The 20072-nt window shown below is 45.5% G+C and carries 17 protein-coding genes; 9 read left to right on the top strand and 8 right to left on the bottom strand.

The window, feature by feature from the left end; translation table 11 throughout:
- Positions 1-230: 230 nt before the first annotated feature.
- Complete coding sequence (locus EKM73_RS02155) at positions 231-1085, bottom strand: helix-turn-helix domain-containing protein (RefSeq protein WP_125700353.1); 855 nt, start codon at positions 1083-1085, stop codon at positions 231-233.
- A 181-nt stretch (positions 1086-1266) separates the two neighbouring features.
- Here EKM73_RS02155 and EKM73_RS02160 point away from each other — a divergent pair, with 181 nt between their 5' ends.
- From EKM73_RS02160 to EKM73_RS02180, 5 genes are all read left to right on the top strand, one after another.
- Positions 1267-2844 carry an MFS transporter gene (locus EKM73_RS02160; RefSeq protein ID WP_125700354.1) on the top strand — a complete coding sequence of 526 codons (1578 nt, stop codon included), beginning with the start codon at positions 1267-1269 and terminating at the stop codon, positions 2842-2844.
- A 37-nt stretch (positions 2845-2881) separates the two neighbouring features.
- Complete coding sequence (locus EKM73_RS02165; protein ID WP_225421255.1) at positions 2882-6010, top strand: alpha-mannosidase; 3129 nt, start codon at positions 2882-2884, stop codon at positions 6008-6010.
- A 22-nt stretch (positions 6011-6032) separates the two neighbouring features.
- Positions 6033-6908, top strand: a complete 876-nt coding sequence (locus EKM73_RS02170) for an ROK family protein (RefSeq protein WP_125700355.1) — start codon at positions 6033-6035, stop codon at positions 6906-6908.
- A gap of 19 nt (positions 6909-6927) precedes the next feature.
- Positions 6928-7902, top strand: a complete 975-nt coding sequence (gene manA / locus EKM73_RS02175; RefSeq protein WP_125700356.1) for a mannose-6-phosphate isomerase, class I — start codon at positions 6928-6930, stop codon at positions 7900-7902.
- Between the two features lie 65 nt (positions 7903-7967).
- Positions 7968-9863, top strand: a complete 1896-nt coding sequence (locus EKM73_RS02180; protein ID WP_125700357.1) for a glycoside hydrolase family 2 TIM barrel-domain containing protein — start codon at positions 7968-7970, stop codon at positions 9861-9863.
- A 353-nt stretch (positions 9864-10216) separates the two neighbouring features.
- On the opposite strand, the gene EKM73_RS02185 is transcribed toward EKM73_RS02180, so the two are convergent.
- From EKM73_RS02185 to EKM73_RS12720, 4 genes are all read right to left on the bottom strand, one after another.
- Positions 10217-10936, bottom strand: coding sequence for a demethylmenaquinone methyltransferase (locus EKM73_RS02185; protein ID WP_125700358.1), 720 nt, complete (start codon positions 10934-10936; stop codon positions 10217-10219).
- Between the two features lie 15 nt (positions 10937-10951).
- Entirely contained in the window at positions 10952-11746 is a 795-nt protein-coding gene (gene map, locus EKM73_RS02190) for a type I methionyl aminopeptidase (protein WP_125700359.1), read from the bottom strand.
- A gap of 129 nt (positions 11747-11875) precedes the next feature.
- Complete coding sequence (locus tag EKM73_RS12715) at positions 11876-12049, bottom strand: hypothetical protein (protein WP_164508826.1); 174 nt, start codon at positions 12047-12049, stop codon at positions 11876-11878.
- Positions 12050-12178: 129 nt separating this feature from the next.
- The gene (locus tag EKM73_RS12720; protein ID WP_164508827.1) at positions 12179-12355 is read right to left on the bottom strand and encodes a hypothetical protein; all 177 of its coding nucleotides are present in this window, start codon (positions 12353-12355) and stop codon (positions 12179-12181) included.
- Positions 12356-12557: 202 nt separating this feature from the next.
- On the opposite strand from EKM73_RS12720, the gene EKM73_RS02195 reads away from it, so the two are divergent.
- The gene (locus tag EKM73_RS02195; RefSeq protein ID WP_125700360.1) at positions 12558-13973 is read left to right on the top strand and encodes an MFS transporter; all 1416 of its coding nucleotides are present in this window, start codon (positions 12558-12560) and stop codon (positions 13971-13973) included.
- 62 nt (positions 13974-14035) lie between these two features.
- Here the strand turns inward: EKM73_RS02195 and EKM73_RS02200 are convergent, their stop codons facing one another.
- Positions 14036-14479 (bottom strand): ASCH domain-containing protein, encoded by a 444-nt coding sequence (locus tag EKM73_RS02200; RefSeq protein WP_125700361.1) that lies wholly within the window; start codon positions 14477-14479, stop codon positions 14036-14038.
- Between the two features lie 282 nt (positions 14480-14761).
- Between EKM73_RS02200 and EKM73_RS02205 the strand changes: the two genes are divergently transcribed.
- Both EKM73_RS02205 and EKM73_RS02210 read left to right on the top strand, forming a co-directional pair.
- Positions 14762-15070 (top strand): DMT family transporter, encoded by a 309-nt coding sequence (locus tag EKM73_RS02205; RefSeq protein ID WP_125700362.1) that lies wholly within the window; start codon positions 14762-14764, stop codon positions 15068-15070.
- Between the two features lie 15 nt (positions 15071-15085).
- Positions 15086-15469 carry a DMT family transporter gene (locus tag EKM73_RS02210; RefSeq protein ID WP_125700363.1) on the top strand — a complete coding sequence of 128 codons (384 nt, stop codon included), beginning with the start codon at positions 15086-15088 and terminating at the stop codon, positions 15467-15469.
- A 209-nt stretch (positions 15470-15678) separates the two neighbouring features.
- Here EKM73_RS02210 and EKM73_RS02215 read toward each other — a convergent pair whose 3' ends face one another.
- Together EKM73_RS02215 and EKM73_RS02220 are read right to left on the bottom strand one after the other, a co-directional pair.
- Positions 15679-16500 carry an SDR family NAD(P)-dependent oxidoreductase gene (locus EKM73_RS02215; RefSeq protein ID WP_125700364.1) on the bottom strand — a complete coding sequence of 274 codons (822 nt, stop codon included), beginning with the start codon at positions 16498-16500 and terminating at the stop codon, positions 15679-15681.
- Positions 16501-16503: 3 nt separating this feature from the next.
- Positions 16504-17373 carry a quinate/shikimate dehydrogenase gene (locus EKM73_RS02220; protein ID WP_125700365.1) on the bottom strand — a complete coding sequence of 290 codons (870 nt, stop codon included), beginning with the start codon at positions 17371-17373 and terminating at the stop codon, positions 16504-16506.
- Positions 17374-17930: 557 nt separating this feature from the next.
- On the opposite strand from EKM73_RS02220, the gene EKM73_RS02225 reads away from it, so the two are divergent.
- Positions 17931-19649, top strand: a complete 1719-nt coding sequence (locus EKM73_RS02225; RefSeq protein ID WP_125700366.1) for a phosphoenolpyruvate carboxykinase (ATP) — start codon at positions 17931-17933, stop codon at positions 19647-19649.
- Positions 19650-20072: the final 423 nt, after the last annotated feature.

Genomic DNA, 20072 nt, shown 5'->3' on the forward strand with positions numbered 1-20072 from the left:
ACCGCCGTATACGGAACCGTACGTACGGTGGTGTGAGAGGTCGGTAGCCAAACCAATTGGTTACCTCCTACTCGATTGCACCTAATATGGTGCAAACTAACTTAGTGAAAAAATGTTGTTGGAGAACTAAGAGTCGAAGGTAAAGGCATATACCGCGGATAGAATCTAAAGGAATCCCTAGGATAAGTACCATATTGAATATACTAGAAATCAATATTTGGGAACGTATCTTAATTGGATTCGGTTCTTTCTTGAAACAATCGTCGATACTCACTGGGAGTGATACCAGTTTCTTTTTTGAAGAGTCGATAAAAGTATTTTATATTGGTGAATCCAAAATATAATGCAACTTGCTTAACGGACATTGTGGTTCGAATTAATAAATCTTTAGCGCTAGATATTTTCAGAAAGTGAATATAGTGAATAGTTGATATATGCTCATTCTTTTGAAAAAGAGTCGTTAAATATTCAGGTGTAATTTTGAATTCTTGGGCAATATCAGCAATTGAGAGTCTTTCATGGATATGATCGGCGATATAGCGTTCGATTTCTTCAAATTTGGAATTGGTTTGTGAGGTAAGAAGAGTCGGAGAATGTTGTATTTTATGAATAAATTGTTTGCTGATATTAATTAAAAGAAGATTGAAACCATAGTTTATTTCTTGTTGATATAGCCCTAGATTATCATTCACATTTTGACTTTGAAAACATTGGAGTAGAAGCTGAACATTGGTTCGGTGCGTGATTTCACCCGTAGAAGGTATCGTAAATCCATGAAATTTTGATCCAAATCTTTTTGGAAAGATATGATTATCGATTGTAATTCCAGTTTGATTTGGCATAAAAATAAATAAGTTTAAAGGCCCATCAATCTGTAATTCAGTATCATATTTGGTGTAAATAATTTTCCATGATGATTCAGGAATAACACTGATACTATTATTAATAGTCAGTTCAGACTTGCTTGTTCCGGTGATCATTAGGCTGCAGGAATTAGCAGGTAAAGATGCTGACACCCTTTGAGAGTCAGTATGGGAATAAGCCTGTAGGTGAATTAAGTATGGTTCTTCGATATGAATAAACATTAGTTTTACCTCTTTTAATCAGATATTAGATTAGTGCACCTTATATCTTAAACAGTAGTTGGCACTATATATGTAATCGCTTACAATGAATTTGTGCATCGGGTTAGCTAACGTATTTGATTTTACTACATTTGTGTCTAAGGTGTATGGCATTTAATACTTGTCTCAAGGAAAGAGGTATATGGCTTTGAAAAAAATTGGAGATTATATCAGCCATCGTGTCTATCAAAAAAGGAAAGTTACTTTTTGGACATCAATTGGTTTTGGGGTTAGTGACATGGTTGGTGGCGGGGGCCAGACAATCATTGGTGCTTGGCTGCTCTTCTTTTACACGACATACTGTAATTTAAGTGCAACTCAAGGTGCTTTAATTGTGGCAATTGGGAAAATTATCTCGGGAACTTGTGGTATGTTGATGGGGGGATGGACGGATAACTTCTATCGGACAAAGATTGGTCGTCGCTTCGGTCGCCGTCACTCCTTTATGTATTTTGGAGCGCCGCTACTATTAACCTTCACCTTGATGTGGGTTGGCGGAAGAAGCTTTTGGTACTATCTGATTATTTACTGTGTTTTTGATGCCGTCTCAACCATTTCAATTCCATACGAAACGCTACCAACTGAAATGACTAAAAATTATGACGAGCGAACAAAAATCTCCACAGCACGGATGTTTTTCTCAGCTAGTGCCACATTCTTTGGGACATTCTTGCCAGGACAGCTTTTCCGAGTTATGGGGACTAAGTCACCCATGCCATTCTTCATCAACGGTTTAATTTTTGGTATTTTGTTTGTTGTTGCTTATTACATTTCCGCATTCAGTACCTGGGAACATCCGGTATCTGAAATTGCTGTTGGCGACATTAACGAAAAGAGAAGTATTGGTCAAGCTCTTGCACAAGATTTCAAAGCATATATTTCAACGCTTAAGATCAAAAGCTTTAGACAGCATTTATATATTTACTTACTGTCGTTCACTGGGAAAGATGTTTATAACACAGTCTTTACCTACTTCTGTGTTTATGTACTAGGCGTTAGTGCAACATTAGCTGCTAATTTATTATCACTGTCTATCGTTGGGGTTGTGACAACCTTAATTGGGGGATGGTTGATGGTTAAATTTGGCCCTCGCTTCTTGTACATATTATCATATGGGCTAATGCTCTTGATGTATGGCGGTTACTTTACTGTGGTTCATAGTCAACCTTCAAATATTGTGATGTGGTTGTTTATCATTTCCTTTGTCTATCAAATTGGTCGTTCATTATTGGAATTCACCCCTTGGAATGTTTATCCATTTATTCCAGACGTTGATGAATTAGTTTCTGGCCATAATCGTGCAGGTGTTTTTGCTTCAGTTATTAGCTTGACTCGTAATTCTACGGCGGCTATCGCAACTGTTCTAGTCGGAATGTTTTTAGATGCTAATGGATTTGTTAAGAATGCAACTACTGAACCGATTCACGTTCAAAATGCGATCATGCAGGCGATCTTTGTTGGTGCAGGTGGCTTAGTCCTCTTAGCGTTGCTAGTGGCATTAACTTTCAAGTTGAATCGTCATACGCATAAAGTCATTATTGATGAAGTAAAACGACTTCGTGACGGTGGCTCAAAACGTGATGCGACAGAAGAAACAAAGCGGATTACTAAGCAAATTACTGGTTATGACTACTCTAGAGTGTGGCCTGAGAGTCCAGATACGGTTAATCCACCAATCGTTTTAAAGGTAGATCGTGATAAGGTTGCTAATAAAAAGTGATGAGATTATACGTAGTTGAGAAAAGGAGTTAGTTAAAATGGCGATGTTCTTTACTAGTGAAAAGATTCATGCAAGAGTTAGTGAGTTACAGGCATATCGGTATCAGAACAGGCGTGCCATTACGAATTGGCAAATGTCCCTAGATGATCTTCATGGAGAGTTGAAATATCCGGCCACTGATGCCAATTATGTAGATGTTGCACCAGGGTATAAATGGAAAGAACTTAACGAGTATGCATGGTTAAGAACACAAGTTCAATTACCAGATGAGAAGGAAATGGTGATGCTCTTTAATTTTGGGCTTCCCGGAAATCTACACCAAACTGGTTTTGAAGGAATGCTGTTCGTAAATGGACATCCATTACAGGGACTTGATTCGAATCATGAAGAAGTATTAGTTCCTGATAAATATCAGGGAAAAAAGGTTCAATTGGATATCAAATTATGGACTGGTATGTATGGTCGTCATGGGGACCCTACAAAGCCAATTATCCATGAATTTAATTATGCAGACATTGCAAAGTTAGATCATTCAACAGACAGTTTATATCTATCAATGAGAAATATGATAGATACGGTAGATATTTTGCCTGAGGATTCACCTAATCGATATGAAATGCAAAATGTTTTGGATCAAGCGACCAAACTCTTAGATTGGCAAGAACCGGGTTCAGTCGACTTTTACCGTTCAGTCGAGCAGGCGAATACTCTAGTTGAAGACTATTTGAAGCATGCTATTAAGAATACACCAGTTACTGTTACGGCTTTAGGACACACGCATATTGATTTAGCTTGGCTATGGCAGATAAAGCATACTCGTGAGAAGGCGGCGCGATCTTTCTCAACAGTTCTGAAAATGATGGATAAGTACCCAGAATATGTTTTCTTGCATACAACGCCGCAACTTTATGCCTATCTTAAAGAGGACTATCCAGAAATTTTTAAGGAGATTAAAAAGCGAGTTGCAGAAGGCCGTTGGGAAGTTGACGGTGCTATGTGGGTTGAGGCAGATTGCAATATTCCATCTGGAGAATCCCTAGTGCGTCAAATTATGTTCGGAACTCGGTTCATCGAAAAAGAGTTTAATAAGCGTCCTCACTATTTATGGTTACCAGATGTATTCGGTTATTCATGGGCGTTACCACAGATTTTACGTAAGTCTGGTCTTGATACATTCATGACTACAAAAATTAGCTGGAATGAATATAATAGAATGCCAAACGATACTTTTATGTGGAAAGGCATCGATGGAACTGAGATCTTGACGCACTTTATCACAACGCCGGATGCTGGGAAGATGAAGGATAATCCTGACTCTTGGTTTTATACCTATAATGGTGAAATGACACCAAGTTCAGTTAAAGGGCTCTATGATGCCTATAGCAATAAGTCCTTTAATAATAATTTATTATTGGCCTATGGCTATGGAGATGGTGGTGGCGGTGTTAACCGTGACATGCTTGAAAGTCGACGTGTTTTAGATAAACTTCCTGGATTACCACATGTTAAAACTGGCACAGGTAAAGAGTTCTTTGACCAGCTTCATGAGACAGTAAGTGCAGCCGAGAAGACACAGTATGTGCCAACTTGGGATGGTGAATTATATCTGGAATTTCATCGTGGTACCTACACTAGCCATGCTTATATGAAAAAGATGAATCGTAAGCTCGAACTGATCTATCGAAGACTCGAATATGACGCTGTTTTGAATGAGATGGCTAATGGTACGCAATATCCACAAAAGACACTAAACGATGGTTGGAAGATCTTGTTAAGAAACCAATTTCATGACATTATTCCAGGGTCGGCAATTCATGAGGTTTATGAGGACAGCCAAAAAGATTATAATAATGTCCTCTTATTGGCCGAACAAGTTGATAAAACTCTGAATGACCAGAAGACGGCAGATAGCTTTACTATAATTAATGATCAAGGATGGGCAAGACAGGAGTTAGTTAAAGTTCCAGTAAAGGATGAAGGTATTTTTACTGACAAGGATAACCTTCCTCTAAATGCCGAAAAGATTGATGGTGGTTATTTAGTTAACACACCAGTGATTCCTGCTACTGAAAGTACAGTAATTACTTTCCATAAAGGACAGGCTGTCGAAGATACAGGTGATTTTAACGTTGCTGAAATCAATGAGCAGGGGTTACAAACCTCGTTTTACGAAATTGACTGGAATAGTGATGGGCAATTAACTAGAATTTTTGATCGCCAGGCACAGCGGAATGTTTTAGCTCAAGATGAACTTGGTAATGCGTTGGAAGTCTATGAAGATAAGCCACGTGACTATGATGCATGGAATATTGATCTTTATTATTATCAAAAAAAGCATGCATTGAAGGCTGAGTCAATTAAGGTAATTGAAAACAATGAACTGCGTGTGGTAGTTCAATTCAATTATAAGTATTTACACTCTGTAGTTTCCCAGAATATGATCCTGTATCGTGATTCACGACGCATTGATTTTAAGACGAGTCTTGATTGGCAAGATCACCAAAAGTTATTAAAATCAGAATTCACGACTGGCATTCGTTCCACAGAAGCACGTTACCAGATTCAATTTGGTAATTTAAAGCGGACAAACACATGGAATAACAGTTGGGATTGGGCAAAATTTGAGACGGTTGGTCACCAATGGGCAGATCTTTCAGAACACAATTATGGCGTTTCGGTATTAAATGATTCTAAATATGGGTATGCAATTAAAGACAACCGAATGACAATTACGCTTTTAAAGAGTGCGATTAGTCCAGATCCTGAAGCGGATATTGGTCATCATGAATTTACGTACAGCCTATTACCGCATGAAGGAGACTTTGTTTCAGGGAAAGTTGAGGAGAATGCTTGGGCGTTAAATAGTCCGTTACAAGTATTGAAAGGTCAAAGACTTGCTAATCAATCTAATGTTTTTTCGATGCCAAGTAATCAGGTTCTAAATATTGATGCGGTTAAGCGAGCTGAAGATAGTGACAATATTATTGTTCGGTTTCATGATCATACGGGAGGACGTCGGGTAATTGAAATGAATCCAACGTTTGACTACTCTGGTTGGCGAGAAGTTAACTTACTTGAAGAGGCCAATGATAGTAGTTGGCAAACTGGTACAGTGAAGCTCGCTTTAGCACCATATGAAATTAAAACGCTCGAGTTTAAAAAGTAAAGTAATGTAAGGAAATGATGCTATGTTAGTTGGAAGTATTGAGGCAGGTGGTACAAAGTTCGTTTGTGCGGTTGGAGATGAAGAATATAACATTGTTGATAGTCATCATTTCCCAACAACAGATCCTGATACGACGCTGTCTAAGGTAATTGATTATTTTCAGCAGTTTAAGATAAGTGCACTAGGAGTTGCGAGTTTTGGTCCTCTGGATCTTGATAAGAAGAGTGCAAACTTTGGATCAATCATGGCTTCTCCAAAATTAGATTGGCGCAATATTCCAATTTATCAAATATTAAAAGATCGGTTACACATCCCGATATTTTTGACAACAGACGTGAATGGGTCTGCATATGGTGAATATATTATTGGACGTTTGCGAGGGCAAAAGCTCAACTCGCTTGTGTACTATACGATAGGTACTGGTGTTGGGGCGGGTATTATCTATGATGGAAAATTTTTGGGCGATTTAGGTCATCCAGAAATGGGGCATGTATTTGTAAAACGTCATCCAAATGATAAGGGCTTTGAAGGTATTTGTCATTATCATCATGATTGTCTTGAAGGATTGGTGTCAGGTCCCACATTTGAAGTACGTTTGGGTAAACGCGGCGAGGATGTTTCTTTGAACGATCCTGTTTGGGATGTGATGGCCTATTATATGGCTCAGGCTTTAATGCAATCGACAATGACATTGCGGCCAAGTAAATTTGTTTTGGGCGGTAGTGTGGTGAATGATACTTTTCTTAAAAAAGTTCGGCAACAATATAAGCTGTTAATTAACGATTATATTTCGCTACCTTCATTGGAAGATTATATTGTTCGACCATTGGTTGAAAATAATGGATCAGCAACAATTGGAAATTTTGCATTGGCAATTAAGCAGAGTCAGCAGGAATAATTTGTGAGAAGGTAATAAAATGCAGGAACCACTTTTTTTGAAACCGATTTTTCATTCAAAACTATGGGGTGGACGGAAATTAGAAAATGATTTTGGATATACATTACCAGATGGAAATATTGGTGAATGTTGGGCAATTTCGGGCCATTCGCATGGACCTAACGAGGTGGCTAACGGAACCTATAAGGGGAAACTGCTATCGGATTTGTATGTATCAGAGCCGAAGCTATTTGGCCAACCGCAGTCAAAACGTTTTCCATTATTGATTAAGATATTGGATGCTGAGGCGGCATTGTCTGTTCAGGTTCATCCTGATGATGATTATGCTGAGGTGCACGAAAATGACAGTGGCAAGACCGAATGCTGGTATGTTATTAACGCTGAACCCGATGCTTACTTAATCTATGGGCATCGAGCAAAGAGCAAAGAGCAGTTGGCACAAATGATTGAAGACGGAGATTGGAATGAATTATTGAGAAAACAACCAGTTAAAGCAGGTGATTTTTTCTATGTTCCAAGTGGTACTGTTCACGCTTTAACCAAAGGAATAGAAGTACTGGAAACTCAGCAGAGTTCAGATGTGACTTATCGTATGTATGATTGGGACCGTGTGGATAAGCACACTGGGAAGAAACGAAGCTTGCACGTTCAGCAATCTTTGGATGTCATTACGGTGCCATTTGAGATGCCTAAGATTACTTCTAAAGTATCGCATGAGGGAAGCTCAACAATCACAAAATTGGTGAGTCCACCAGACTCTAAGTATTTTTCAGTTTTTGAAAATAGGATCAAAGGCACAGTAGATTATCACCGTGGTAAGAATCCATTTATGTTGTACTCAGTGATTAGAGGTCAAGGAGTGCTTGAAATTGGTGACAAACAGTACACCATAGCAAAGGGGCAACATTTCATTATTCCCAACGATGTATTGAATTGGAGCATTAGCGGAGACTTGCTGTTAATCTCGTCCACCCCTAGCCCAGGAAATTATTAAGTTAAAAATGAGTAAATAAAGTCAACTAGGCTTTGTTTGCTCATTTTTAGAAAGGAAGAGACATCTTGGAAGCACAACTATCGTGGCTCGATGATCCTATGGTTTATCGTGTTAATGCTTTAGAAGCGCATAGTGACCACTCATTTTATGCAAACGAGAAAGAGGGGGTTAACCATGACAGTAGCCTTAAGCATAATCTCAGTGGGGAATGGCTTTTCCATTACGCGGATAATCCAATGCAACGAATTAAAAAGTTTTATCAACCAGGTTTTAACTTAGCAAGCTTTGATAACATTTCAGTTCCTAGCCATATTGAATTGAACGGGTATGCACAAAATCAATACATTAATATACAATATCCGTGGTCTACAAAAGTACAACGGTCTTTCGATAAGAAGGAATCGTTAAAAAATTCCTTTTCTAAAGGTGAAGATAATTCTGTAGGTGAATATGCTAGATACTTTGACTTGCCACAGTCCTTTATCGGGAAGAGAACTCACATTATTTTTGAAGGTGCGGAGCGTGCAATTTACTTGTGGTTGAATGGCCACTTCATTGGATATGCTGAGGATAGTTTTGCACCACACGAGTTTGATTTGACACCTTATTTGGAAGACAAGAATAATTACTTAGCGGTCGAAGTTTTTAAGTACAGTACGGCTGCATACTTAGAAGATCAAGACATGTTTAGCTTCTTTGGACTTTTTAGGAATGTAGAATTAGTGGCTTGGCCGGATACGCATCTGGTAGATCTCTTTTTGCATCCTAAGCTAAGTGTTTCGGAACAAGAAGGTCTATTAACTTGTGACTTGAAACTTTCGGGTAACATTTCCAGGCAACTAAAATGTGAATTATATGATCCTGATAATCGATTGATTAATCGTCAGTCCTGTCTTATTAAACAGAAACAAACTAGCGTTGACTTTGGACGAGTTTCAGCCGTTAAAGTCTGGGATAACCATCGCCCAAACCTTTATCGGGTTGTCTTTAAAGTTTATGATTTGAATGGAACAACCGAAGAAGTTGTGCATTATGAGTTTGGGTTTCGAAAAATTAGAATCAATGAAGAAAATATTGTTCAATTGAATGGTCAACGACTAATAATTAATGGCGTCAATCGGCACGAATGGAGCGCAAAGAAGGGCAGGGCAATCTCTTCAAAGGAAATGCGGGAGGATATTCAAACTTTTCGGGATAATTATATTAACGCTGTTCGAACTTGTCATTATATGGATCAAGATTATTGGTATTTTCTTTGTGATCATTATGGAATTTACGTTATGGCGGAGAATAATCTGGAGACACACGGGACATGGGTTGGAGGACATCCAGAGGAAAACTTACCAGGATCCGGAGAGCTTTGGCGTGGAATGGCTTTAGATCGGGCCAAATCAAACTTTGAATGGCTCAAGAATCACTCTTCTATTCTGATGTGGTCTTTAGGAAACGAATCCTATGCAGGCGATAATCTTATGTTAATGGACCAGTTTTATCATACACATGATCCCGAACGTTTAGTCCATTATGAAGGTGTCAGTCGGAACCCTGCTTATCGTAGTCGAATTTCTGATTTTGAGAGTGGAATGTATATGCCACCAGAGAAAGCCTCAGAATACTTGCAACAGAAACCAGACAAACCTTTAATCTTTTGTGAATATATGCATTCAATGGGAAACTCAGTGGGTGGATTGGCTCAATATGTCAGTTTGATTCAGAAATATCCGCAAGATTGTGGTGGGTTTATTTGGGATTTCATTGATCAAGCGTTGTATGCACGGGACGAAATTAGTGGACGAAAAGTCTTAAAGTATGGTGGCGATTTTGATGATCGCCCTAATGACGGCGCGTTTTCTGGGGATGGACTCCTATTTGCCGATCGAATGCCCAAACCGGCCATGCAGGAAGTTCGTTATTATTATCAGAAATTAGATCAATTGAATTACAAGCACAAATTATCGTGATCAAAAATCATACTAGAAGCGGCTCAGTCAAGCTGATGACTGGCTTACCGGATGTTCTGAGTCTCTAAAATATTTGTTTTCTTTTACTTCGACGAGATAGTATGCGTACAGACAATTGTGCGAATGCATCTTAGTAAATATCTTCAATTAAAGTCTAGAAAATCCCCTTGAGTTGGCTGGCAAAATGTCATGAAACTCAAGGGGATTTGTTTGATTTTAGAATGAAAATTAATTGCGATATGGTTAAACCCTGTGACTCAAAAGTTATAGTAGCCGAAGGAAGCCAGTTCTTTGGCTGCAGGCGGTCCCCACAGCGGCAGAATCCTTGGCAGCCGCACGCGATAACTTTTGGGTTAATAGGGCTTGTACCCAAAGTGCACGGCCGCCGCGCCCAAGTTGAACGCGGTATAACTCACGCGGGTCAGGCCAGCCGCCGTAAACATGGCGGCGAGTTGGTCGACCGACACGAAGTCATGGGTCGAACGCTGGAGGTAATTGTAAGCCTGGTAGTGGTGCGCCACCACACTGCCCATCAGGGGAACCAGGTGACCGAAGTAGACCTGCCAACCGGCGTGAATCACCGGATTCGTCGGTTGCGACGTTTCCAGACAGACGACCTGGCCGCCGGGTTTGACCACGCGGGCCATTTCCCGTAGGACCTGGTTGGCGTCCGGCACGTTTCGCAGGCCAAAGCCAATCGTGACCACATTGAAACTATTGTCGGGGTAGGGCAGATGCATGGCATCCCCCTGCCGCAACGTGATGCGGTCGTTTAGCTTAGCGGTACGAACCTTCGCCGTGGCCTCTTGTAACATGACCGGGCTGAAGTCCAGTCCGACCACCCGACCGGCGGGGCCGACCGCACGGGCCAAAGCCAACGTCCAATCGCCAGTCCCACAACACAGGTCCAACGCGAAGTCACCAGGACGGACGGCCATCATGGTCATGACGCGTTTGCGCCAGACACGGTGGGTCCCCAGACTGATGACACTGTTCATCTGATCGTATTGCGGGGCAATCTTATCAAAGATAGCTTGAACGGATTGCTCCGGCGTGTGGTTGGTCAGTGCCATGGGTGGCCTCCTTTACTAGAGCCGGTACTTTGCGTCGATATCGTCGTCTTGAGACGTTAAGATCTTAGGACCGTCATCGGTGATGACCAGGGTGTGTTCGTATTGGGCGGACAGGGAACCATCAGCCGTCACGTAGTATTCCCAAGACTTGTCATCAGTTTCACGGGAAGCGATTTCCCAAGTCCCCAAGTTGATCATGGGTTCGATGGTAATCGTCATGCCGGCGCGTAACCGCAGGCCCTTGCCAGCTTCACCGTAGTTAGGCACGTTAGGTTGTTCGTGCATGGTTGGTTGAATCCCATGGCCGATCAGCTCACGGACATCACCCATGTGTTCTTCACCTTCCGTGTAGGCTTGGATGGCGTGACCAATGTCACCGATCCGGTTGCCCACAACGGCTTGATCGATTCCCAAGTAGAGGGACTTTTTGGTGACGTCCATCAAGTGTTGGGCTTCAGGACTAATCTTACCGACGGCGTATGTCCAGCAAGAGTCACTTTCGAAACCGTCCAAGTTAACGGTCATGTCGACGGCCACGATGTCGCCTTCCTTTAACAGTAAGTCCTTGCGAGGAATGGCGTGGGCCACTTCGTCATTGACACTGACACAGGTAGCGTATTTGTAACCTTCAAAGCCCTTTTCGGAAGGGGTGGCACCGTGTTCCGCGATATATTTGTTGGCAAACCGTTCGATTTCCCAACTTGAAATTCCTGGCTTAATGATGTCGCGCAGGCCCTTGTGAACACCTGCAAGTACGGCACCGGATTCGGCCATCTTTTTAATTTCACGATCTGATTTAATGGTTATCAACGTGTTACCTCCTCAAAATTTCGTTTGCGACCAGCCAATTATGGACAATCCCAAACGTTTCCATACATTACTAATCTACACCTAAATTAAGATTTAGGCGAACCGACCACTTGAAAAAATCCGACCTCATCAACGGGACGCATCCTTCTTGAAGAAATGGTTTTTGATAAAGCCGGCAACGGCTAAGGCCAGGATAACTAAGAGTGTTGTCTTGAAGTCCGTGACGAACCTGAAAATCAGAAAAGCAATCAGGCCGACCACGACCAGTAAAGTCAAACTCTCAACAATGATCCGTGTTTTCATCAGACGTTCCTCCCCAGGTGACGAGTCCCTTTAAAATCACGTTTTCGGCACAAACGAGTCTGAGACATTTGTCCCAAACTCGCCGTCAGGTGGTGCTGTGCTGCTTTTTGTGGGCATTTGTTCCAATCGTTATTCGGCCTTCAGCCGGTTGATTGTGCCGTTGTCGACTTGATCCAGAATCCGTTTTGCTTCAGTGATGCGGGCGTCACATAGAAAGTTCATTGCGTTATCTTTTTCCTCTTTAGCCCGGTTCATTTGTTCCGTTAAGAAGTTAATCTCGTCGTGTAAGTATGCCACTAAGTCCATATTTTACCCTCATTCCTTGCGTAGTCCGCGACGGCTGAGTTGCCTCAACCTTAATTAGTTTCATTGTACCAAAGATTAGCGGATAAGTAACTTTATTGCATAGTGGTCGCCGGGGCGCCTGAGTTTACAGGTCATCGGAAAAGGACTAGGATAATAACCAGTTGATAATGCTTCTAAAGTGGGCATAGGGAGGAAGAATTATATGGAACAACCGATTGATTTACAGGGAAAACGCTACAATCACTTGGCGTTCATCTGGACGTTATTGGCCGGGACCTTTACGATGTCCATCAGCCAGTCATCGCTGTCGACGGCGTACCCAACGCTGATGCGCTATTTCGGGGTACAGGCCTCGACAGTGCAGTGGCTGACGACCGGTTTCATGCTGGTGATGGTGGTCATGATGCCCGTGAGTCCCTGGCTCTTAAATAACATCCGCTTTCCGGTCTTATTCGTGAGTGTCTTAGCGTTATTCGACATTGGGACGTTTATTATCTACTTAGCACCAAGCTTCGGTCTGATGATGTTGGGGCGGGTGATGGAGGCCATGGCGGTCGGCATCATGTTCCCCTCATATCAGACCGTGATGTTGCGAATCACTCCGGAGAAACAACGGGGTGGCGTGATGGGGATGGCCGGCCTGGTCATGGGGTCGGCGTTAGCAGTCGGTCCCATTATCTCCGGGATCGTGCTACGCTACACGACCTGGCAGGGACTGTTCGTCGTCTTCATGGTCATCATCACCATTGTCTTCTTGGTGGCATTGAAGACCATCAAGGACGTGATGCCACAGCACGAGTCACACCTGGACTACTGGTCCGTGATCAGTAGTGTTGGGTTCATTGGAATCCTGTACGTGGTCAACCAAATTGGCAAGACTGACGTCAACTGGGGTCTGATGGGCGGCTTGCTGGTGGTGAGCCTGCTCGCCGTGGCGTTCTTCGTGTGGCGGCAATTTCAGTCGACGGAACCCCTGTTGGACCTGCGTGTGTTGAAGACGTTTAACTTCGACTTGGCGGTCCTGTTGACCGGGACGTCGTACATTGCCTTGATCGTCGTAACGATCGTCTTTCCGTTGTATTATCAGGAAGTATTGGGTCTTTCACCATTTGCATCTGGGATGGCGCTGGTCCCCGGGGCGGTCGTGTTGAGCCTGTTGAATCCGTTGACCGGGAAATTGGCCGATCGTATTGGGTTCAAGGCAACCATGCTGACGGGGATGTCGATGATCGTGATTGGCTGGCTGTGGCTGGCAGTTGTTACGCGTCAACAGTCCTTGGTTGCCATGATTCTGATTGCGGCTCTGATTGAAGGTGGCAATGCCTTTGTCATGATGCCCGCGGTAACATTGGGTGCCAACTCGTTACCCGACCAACTGATCTCACATGGGACAGCGGTCATTACGACCGTGCGGCAGATTCTCGGGTCGACCGGGGTTGCCGTCGCCACGCTGATCTTGGCCATGGTGACTGCGATTCACGTCAAAGTCACGTCGCATGCGGCGGCCACGTTGGCGGGTTACCATGCTGTCTTCGTGACGTTCTGCGTGGTGGCAGTTGTTGGCTGGATCTTTGCGGCGATGTTGCGGGATGGCCGGAAGCGTCAGACTACTAAATAAATGAGACATAAAAGCTGCATCGAATCGGTCGTCATGGCTGGTTCGGTGCAGCTTTTTCAGTGTCAATCCACGCGTTCAAAGACTTCGCAGAAGCAGGGAATCTGCTCGTTAAAGGTGCGGCCCATCTCGTGGTAGGCAGCGGTGAAGAAGGCGCGATGTTCCCGCCGCCACGTGGTCAGTGTGCGATCGTCTTCGCCTTCGTGATAGGCGTGCTCCTGGGTGACTTGGTCAAAGGGGACGACCTCGGTGACCTTGGTCTGCGTGATACAGACGGGTTGGTCATGGGCGTCTAAGATGACGTTGTACTCGCCCACAAAGGGGAGGGACTCGTCGACTTCATAGAGGTCGAGTGCTGAGGTCGTCGCGGTCTTCTGGCCAATTTTGACCAGGTGTGCCAGCAGGTCAGCGGATTCATCGGTTGCGCCAAAGGCATAGGTATCGTGGTGTGTCGTGGTAATGTCGGGGTGAGTAGTTTTGAAGTGTTGCCAAAAAGTTTCAACGTCCATGGGAAGCCTCCTAAATAGGTATTGGGATTACTGTACGCCATCTGGCTAAGTTAGTCTAGGCGGCCTTGGTTAACGATGACGGCAAACTATGGGATGGCCTAACCCAATCTTAAGGTGGCCATCTTTGAAGTTAAGCTGACGACGTGGTGCTTCGCTAAATGGCTAAAGGCCGCTATCTCTTTGTCACAAAACTGTAATCAGCCAGGCGTATCTTTTGATTGCCTTTTGCCTAAAGTTTCTTTAGAATAGGTTCACAGCGAAAATTTTAGCGAGGTGATAGATATGGCATATGGATTATTGTTCGGTGGTATTTTTATGGAAGTTGTTGGAAGCTTTTTCTTGAAGCAAGCAAACGGGTTTCGAAATTTAATACCCTCGATCATGGTGTTGGTGGGGTACTTTAGTTCATTGATTTTGGTGACACTCGCCATGCAAAAGCTTCCATTAGGGGTGACGTATGCCATGTGGGCAGGTCTCGGCACAGTGGCGACGGTTATTTTGGCCGTTGTGGTGTACCGGGAACGGCTCAGTCTCAGCCGAATCAGTGGCTTATTGGCCATTGTTGTTGGCGTGATTCTATTAAATAGCTAAAAGGGGGTCTGCACGATGCGGGCATGGTTACAGTTGGTATTCGCAATCGGTGTCGAAATTGTCGGGACAAGCTTGTTGAAGTTCTCAGATGGGTTTACTCATCGGTGGATCGGGATTGCGGGGATGTTCCTCTACGGACTAGCAATCTTTAGTTTCTCGTTAGCCTTGCGGCAGCTCCACCTAAGCGTGGGTTATGCAGTCTGGGCCGGCGTCGGCACGGCCATTACTGGCCTGATCGGCGTCTGGGCTTTTGGTGAAATCTTGACGGGATTTAAAGTCGTGGGGTTTGTGGCTATTATCATTGGTGTGATTTTATTAAATCAACCCGTCAAGGCGAGCAGTCCGCGGCCAGCTAGTCCGTGGGTCCAACGCTTACGTTCACGGACCTCGAGTCACTAATCAATTAAATTAAAACAGAGAAGAGAGTGAGACAAAAGGTGGTTAGCCGGCGAGCATTAAGGCTGATAACCGAATAATCCCGGTTTTGGATTGTTTGGTTATCAGTTTTAAGCGGAACCGGCTGCCTTTTGGCGCACGTTTCGACCATATAAGATGGCACAATAAAAGGGCCTGGGGCTTTGTCCCAGGCCCTTTAGTCTGGCTAAATATTAATGGGTTTCCGCAAAGCCACGGCGACCACCGGGCTTTGGAATCTGATTCTGCATCATGACGCTGAAGCCGCCATCAATGGCGAGGCCGGCAGCGTTGATATAGCTCGACCGGTCGCTAGCCAGGAACAGGATGGCATTGGCGATATCGTCGGTCGTCCCAATCCGCTTGCTGGCGGTCAGCTCTTTCCGGCCGTTTTCGACTTTCGGGTCCGCATAGAAGGCCGCAGACATCGGCGTCTTGACCAAGCAAGGTTCCAGGACATTACTGCGGATACCGAACATGCCCCATTCGGCCGCAACCTGTTTGGACAGCATGTTTACGCCGGCCTTGCTGGTACTGTACGCGCCACTGTAGGTCTCGGGGATGTCACTGGCAACCGTCGAGATGTGTACGAAGGTCCCGTGCTGTTGTTTGATCATCAGCTTACCAAATTCATGGGTAACCAAGTAGTAACCGTTCAAGTTCACATCGAGAACCTGCTTCCAGGTTACGTAGTCGAGATCTTCCAGTGGGTCAAATTTCAAAATGCCGGCCGTATTGATGACAACGTCGACGCGGCCAAACTTAGCTTGGACCTGCTGAACCGCTGCCTTGACGCTGGCCTCGTCCGTGACGTTGGCGGCCACGGCGAGCGCTTCTGTTCCATAATCGGCGGCGAGTTTCGTTGCAAAGGCGGTCACGGCGTCCTGCTTCATATCCAACGCCACTACTTTGGCGCCTTGATCGGCGAGGGCTTCACAAATCTTGGTCCCCATCCCACCGATGGCACCCGTAACGACACAAACTTTATCCGTTAAACCTAACCATTTATCTGACATCAGTTAATCCTCCTTAAAAATTTCGTGACGGACAGCGGCGACCGGCATCTCGTGACCAGTCCAGAGCTTAAATGCCGCCACGCCCTGATTCAACAGCATACCTTGACCATTGATAACGTGGGCCACCTTGGCTTGTTTGGCCACACGCATCAGCTTGGTCTCAGCTGGCGCATAGACGGTGTCGAAGACCGTCATGTTGGGGTGAAACCAAGTAGGGTCATCGACCAGCGTCTTGTCGATCAGTTTGCCCATTCCTAAGCCGGTCGCATCGGTGTACAAGTCGCTGGCGGCAATGGCTTTGCGGAACTGTTCACGATCCTCCAAGGGATAGAAGGTGGCGTGACAGTCAGTCTGCTCGTTGATGACCTGAACCACACGTTTGGCATTGGTGACGGATGAATCGTTGATGTTAAAGACGTTCAGCGTCTTCAACCCGGACAAGGCCGACTGAATCGCAATCGGGGTGCCGGCACCGCCGACGCCCGCTAAGGTCATGGTCTGGCCAGCTAAGGCCACACCATCATCCTTCAAAGCGTTGACGAAGCCGATGCCATCGGTCGTGTACCCGGTCAGCTTACCGTTGTGATTGACGACCGTGTTGACCGCACCGATCATCTGAGCGGCGTCATCGAGGTGGTCGAGCAGAGGAATCACCTGCTGCTTAAAGGGCATCGAGACACTGACGCCGGGCATCTTAAAGGTCCGAACGGCGGCAATGGCTTGGGGGAGGTTCTCTGGTTCAACGTCGAGGGCCAAGAACCGGTCGTTCATGTGTTCGTGTTCAAAGGCAAAGTTGTACATGGCTGGCGACTGGGAGTGTCCGGCTGGGTGGGCAATTAGAGCGATTAACTTGGTGTGACCATCAATTTCCATGATTCAAGCTTCCTTTCAAAATCATTCAGTTGGGACTGAAACTGGTTGCGCCTTCGGGTCGGTGAAAATGGGCCGTGGCGCTGAGGGCGGACGCCTAAAGCCGAGAAGCGGTCTTTAGGCTTGGTGACAAGCCGCTGGGAAACGCGTCTTGCCACCACCAATTCTCTAAGTGGCCTAACCCTTGCCACTAAGAGAATTCCCACAGCTGAGCCCATTTTCACCGACCCTGCGGCTGACATAGTGTCAGTTCGTAACTGATTTGCGTATTCTTTACGCTGCCGAATTGACTGTCAAGTTGGTGTGAGTCGCAAGCTTATGTAAGTTGCATATCGGCATTTTATGGCAGTCAGATTTAACTGAGTTCAATTCTCATGGCGTGCCTAATGACTAATAACCGGAGATACAGATCGACGCCAAACAAACATTGGCAGCGCTTTACACCTTTTATGGTAAGACAGCTACGAGACGAATGCACTTAATATCTTGTAAAGTTGCTTCCCTCCGTCCAACTTTTAGGCTAGACTGATGGTTAAGACATTTATGAAAGGGGCTTCACCATGCAGACACCAGCATCAATTGATTTGGCTTCATTTTATGCAAATCCCGACCGCAATGTGGCGGTCTTGGACTACAACACGCGCTTTATTACCAGCATTTTTGACCTCGTTAACAGTGACGAACTGGCCGATTTTGTGCGCTTGTTCCTCGACGAACAGCGCGAACACACACCCGAAGTTGCCGATCCAAGCACCACGTTCAATCTGGTCACGCCACAGGTTTATCTCGCAACAATCAAGGCGATTTTGACCGATCAACCGGACGCTTTCGCACAGTACCAAAAGTCAGAAATTCTGGCCAGCATCGAAGACCTCTATTCGTATTACCGGACGTACTTGCGGGTCGCAACGATGACCATCAAGCAAAATGACGTGGTCGCCAGTGAATTTATGACCATCGACCAACGTTTCAACGACCTGGTGATTCGCTTGTACCGGACCATCGAAGAAAAGCTTCAAGGGCACGCCAACCACGTTTACCGTCAAGTGAGCGCTGGTTCCAGCGCCTGCATGTTGTTACAACAACTCAAGTGGCCGATGCCCGCGGGTTACGAAAAGCTGCAGGACATTCGCTTCATTGACCGGTTAATGTTACGGCCACCAATGATGTTGCACACCAAGAGCAACAAGCGTAAAGGGACGTTTACGGCGACGAAGGTCAATCCGTTGACGAATTTCAAAGGAACGGAAGACGACTACTACTGCTACCCAGCGATGATTGGCGAAAGTCTGGCCTACATCTACTTCCACCGCGACTACATGGCTTCAGGGTTGGCACTGGCCAACTTGTTCCAGCTGGCCGATGCGAAGCAGGTTGCCGGTCACAAGCCAGACCTCGTTCTGTTATTTGGGACGCCAGGCGTTGCGAGTGATGCCGACCCTGAAAACGGCCACTACTTCTACGATGCCGCCAACGACATCTACGTGGGTCAGGTGCCTTACAACGATCAGACCACGTACTTTGGCTACATGAAGAAGATGTGCCTGACGCTGCACAACCTGCACATGATTGCGCAGAAACGCCTGCCAATTCACGGGTCAATGATGCGGATTACCTTTGCCAATGGGCAGACCAAGACCGTCGTCTTCTTCGGTGATTCCGGTGCCGGCAAGTCCGAATCCATCGAGGCCTTACAGCAGATTGCCGATGACAAGATTGTCAGCATGGAGACCATTTTCGACGATATGGGCAGTTTCACGTTGCAGGGTAAGGAACTCTACGCGCAGGGAACGGAGACCGGGGCGTTTGTCCGGCTCGATGATCTGAGCAGTGAAGTGGCTTTCAACAACATGGACCGGGGGATCTACATGAACCCCGAGCAGAAGAACGCGCGGGTGATTATCCCAGCGAACACCTGGCCACGCGTGGTTGCGCACCACCACATCGATATGTGGGTCTATGCGAACAACTACGACGATGCCGTGGGCGTTCACCGTTTCGCCGACCAAGAGACGGCCAAGGCAACCTTCATCGCCGGCAAACGGAAGGCGTTGGGCACCACCGATGAAGTGGGTATGAGCACGACGTTCTTTGCCAACCCATTCGGGCCGGTGCAGGAACAGGCAGCAACGCAACCAATCATCGATGCCGTCTTCGATCGTCTGTTCACGGACAACGTCTACGTGGGTGAAATCTACACTCATCTGGGTAATGATAAGTCACAGGACAAGCTCAATGAGTCGGCGCGGCAATTGTTGGACGAACTGCTAAAATTGTAGAGTGCGGAAGCAGGCGGTTAGCCGGCAAGCATTAACGTCACACCGGTGAAAATCCCGGGTTTGGATTTTGGCTGGGGTGGGGTTAAGCGCAACCGACTGCCTGCTGGAACACGTTTCAGCTATAGTCAATTTCACCGCTTGCGGCTGCCAGAATTTCGCCTGCTGTGGGGACCGGTCCAAGCCTGAGAAGCGGTCTTGAACCTCGACTTGAAGCCGTCAAAGTTCGGACGTCTCCAAGCGCGTCCCATGACCTAACCTGACAAAAGACGTCAGCTAAGGTCATCGTCACTGCCGGCTAAAGGTAGCGCACAAAGTGACTATAGCTTGAAGGATGCGTGTTGCGAGGGTACGGACACAGCAGTTTCAAAGTGAGATGCTGGTTTAGAATTAGTCCTATACTTATTACTAATGTAAAAATTACAG

Origin of the sequence: Levilactobacillus fuyuanensis, from assembly GCF_003946395.1 — a bacterium.
Classification (GTDB): Bacteria; Bacillota; Bacilli; order Lactobacillales; family Lactobacillaceae; genus Levilactobacillus; species Levilactobacillus fuyuanensis.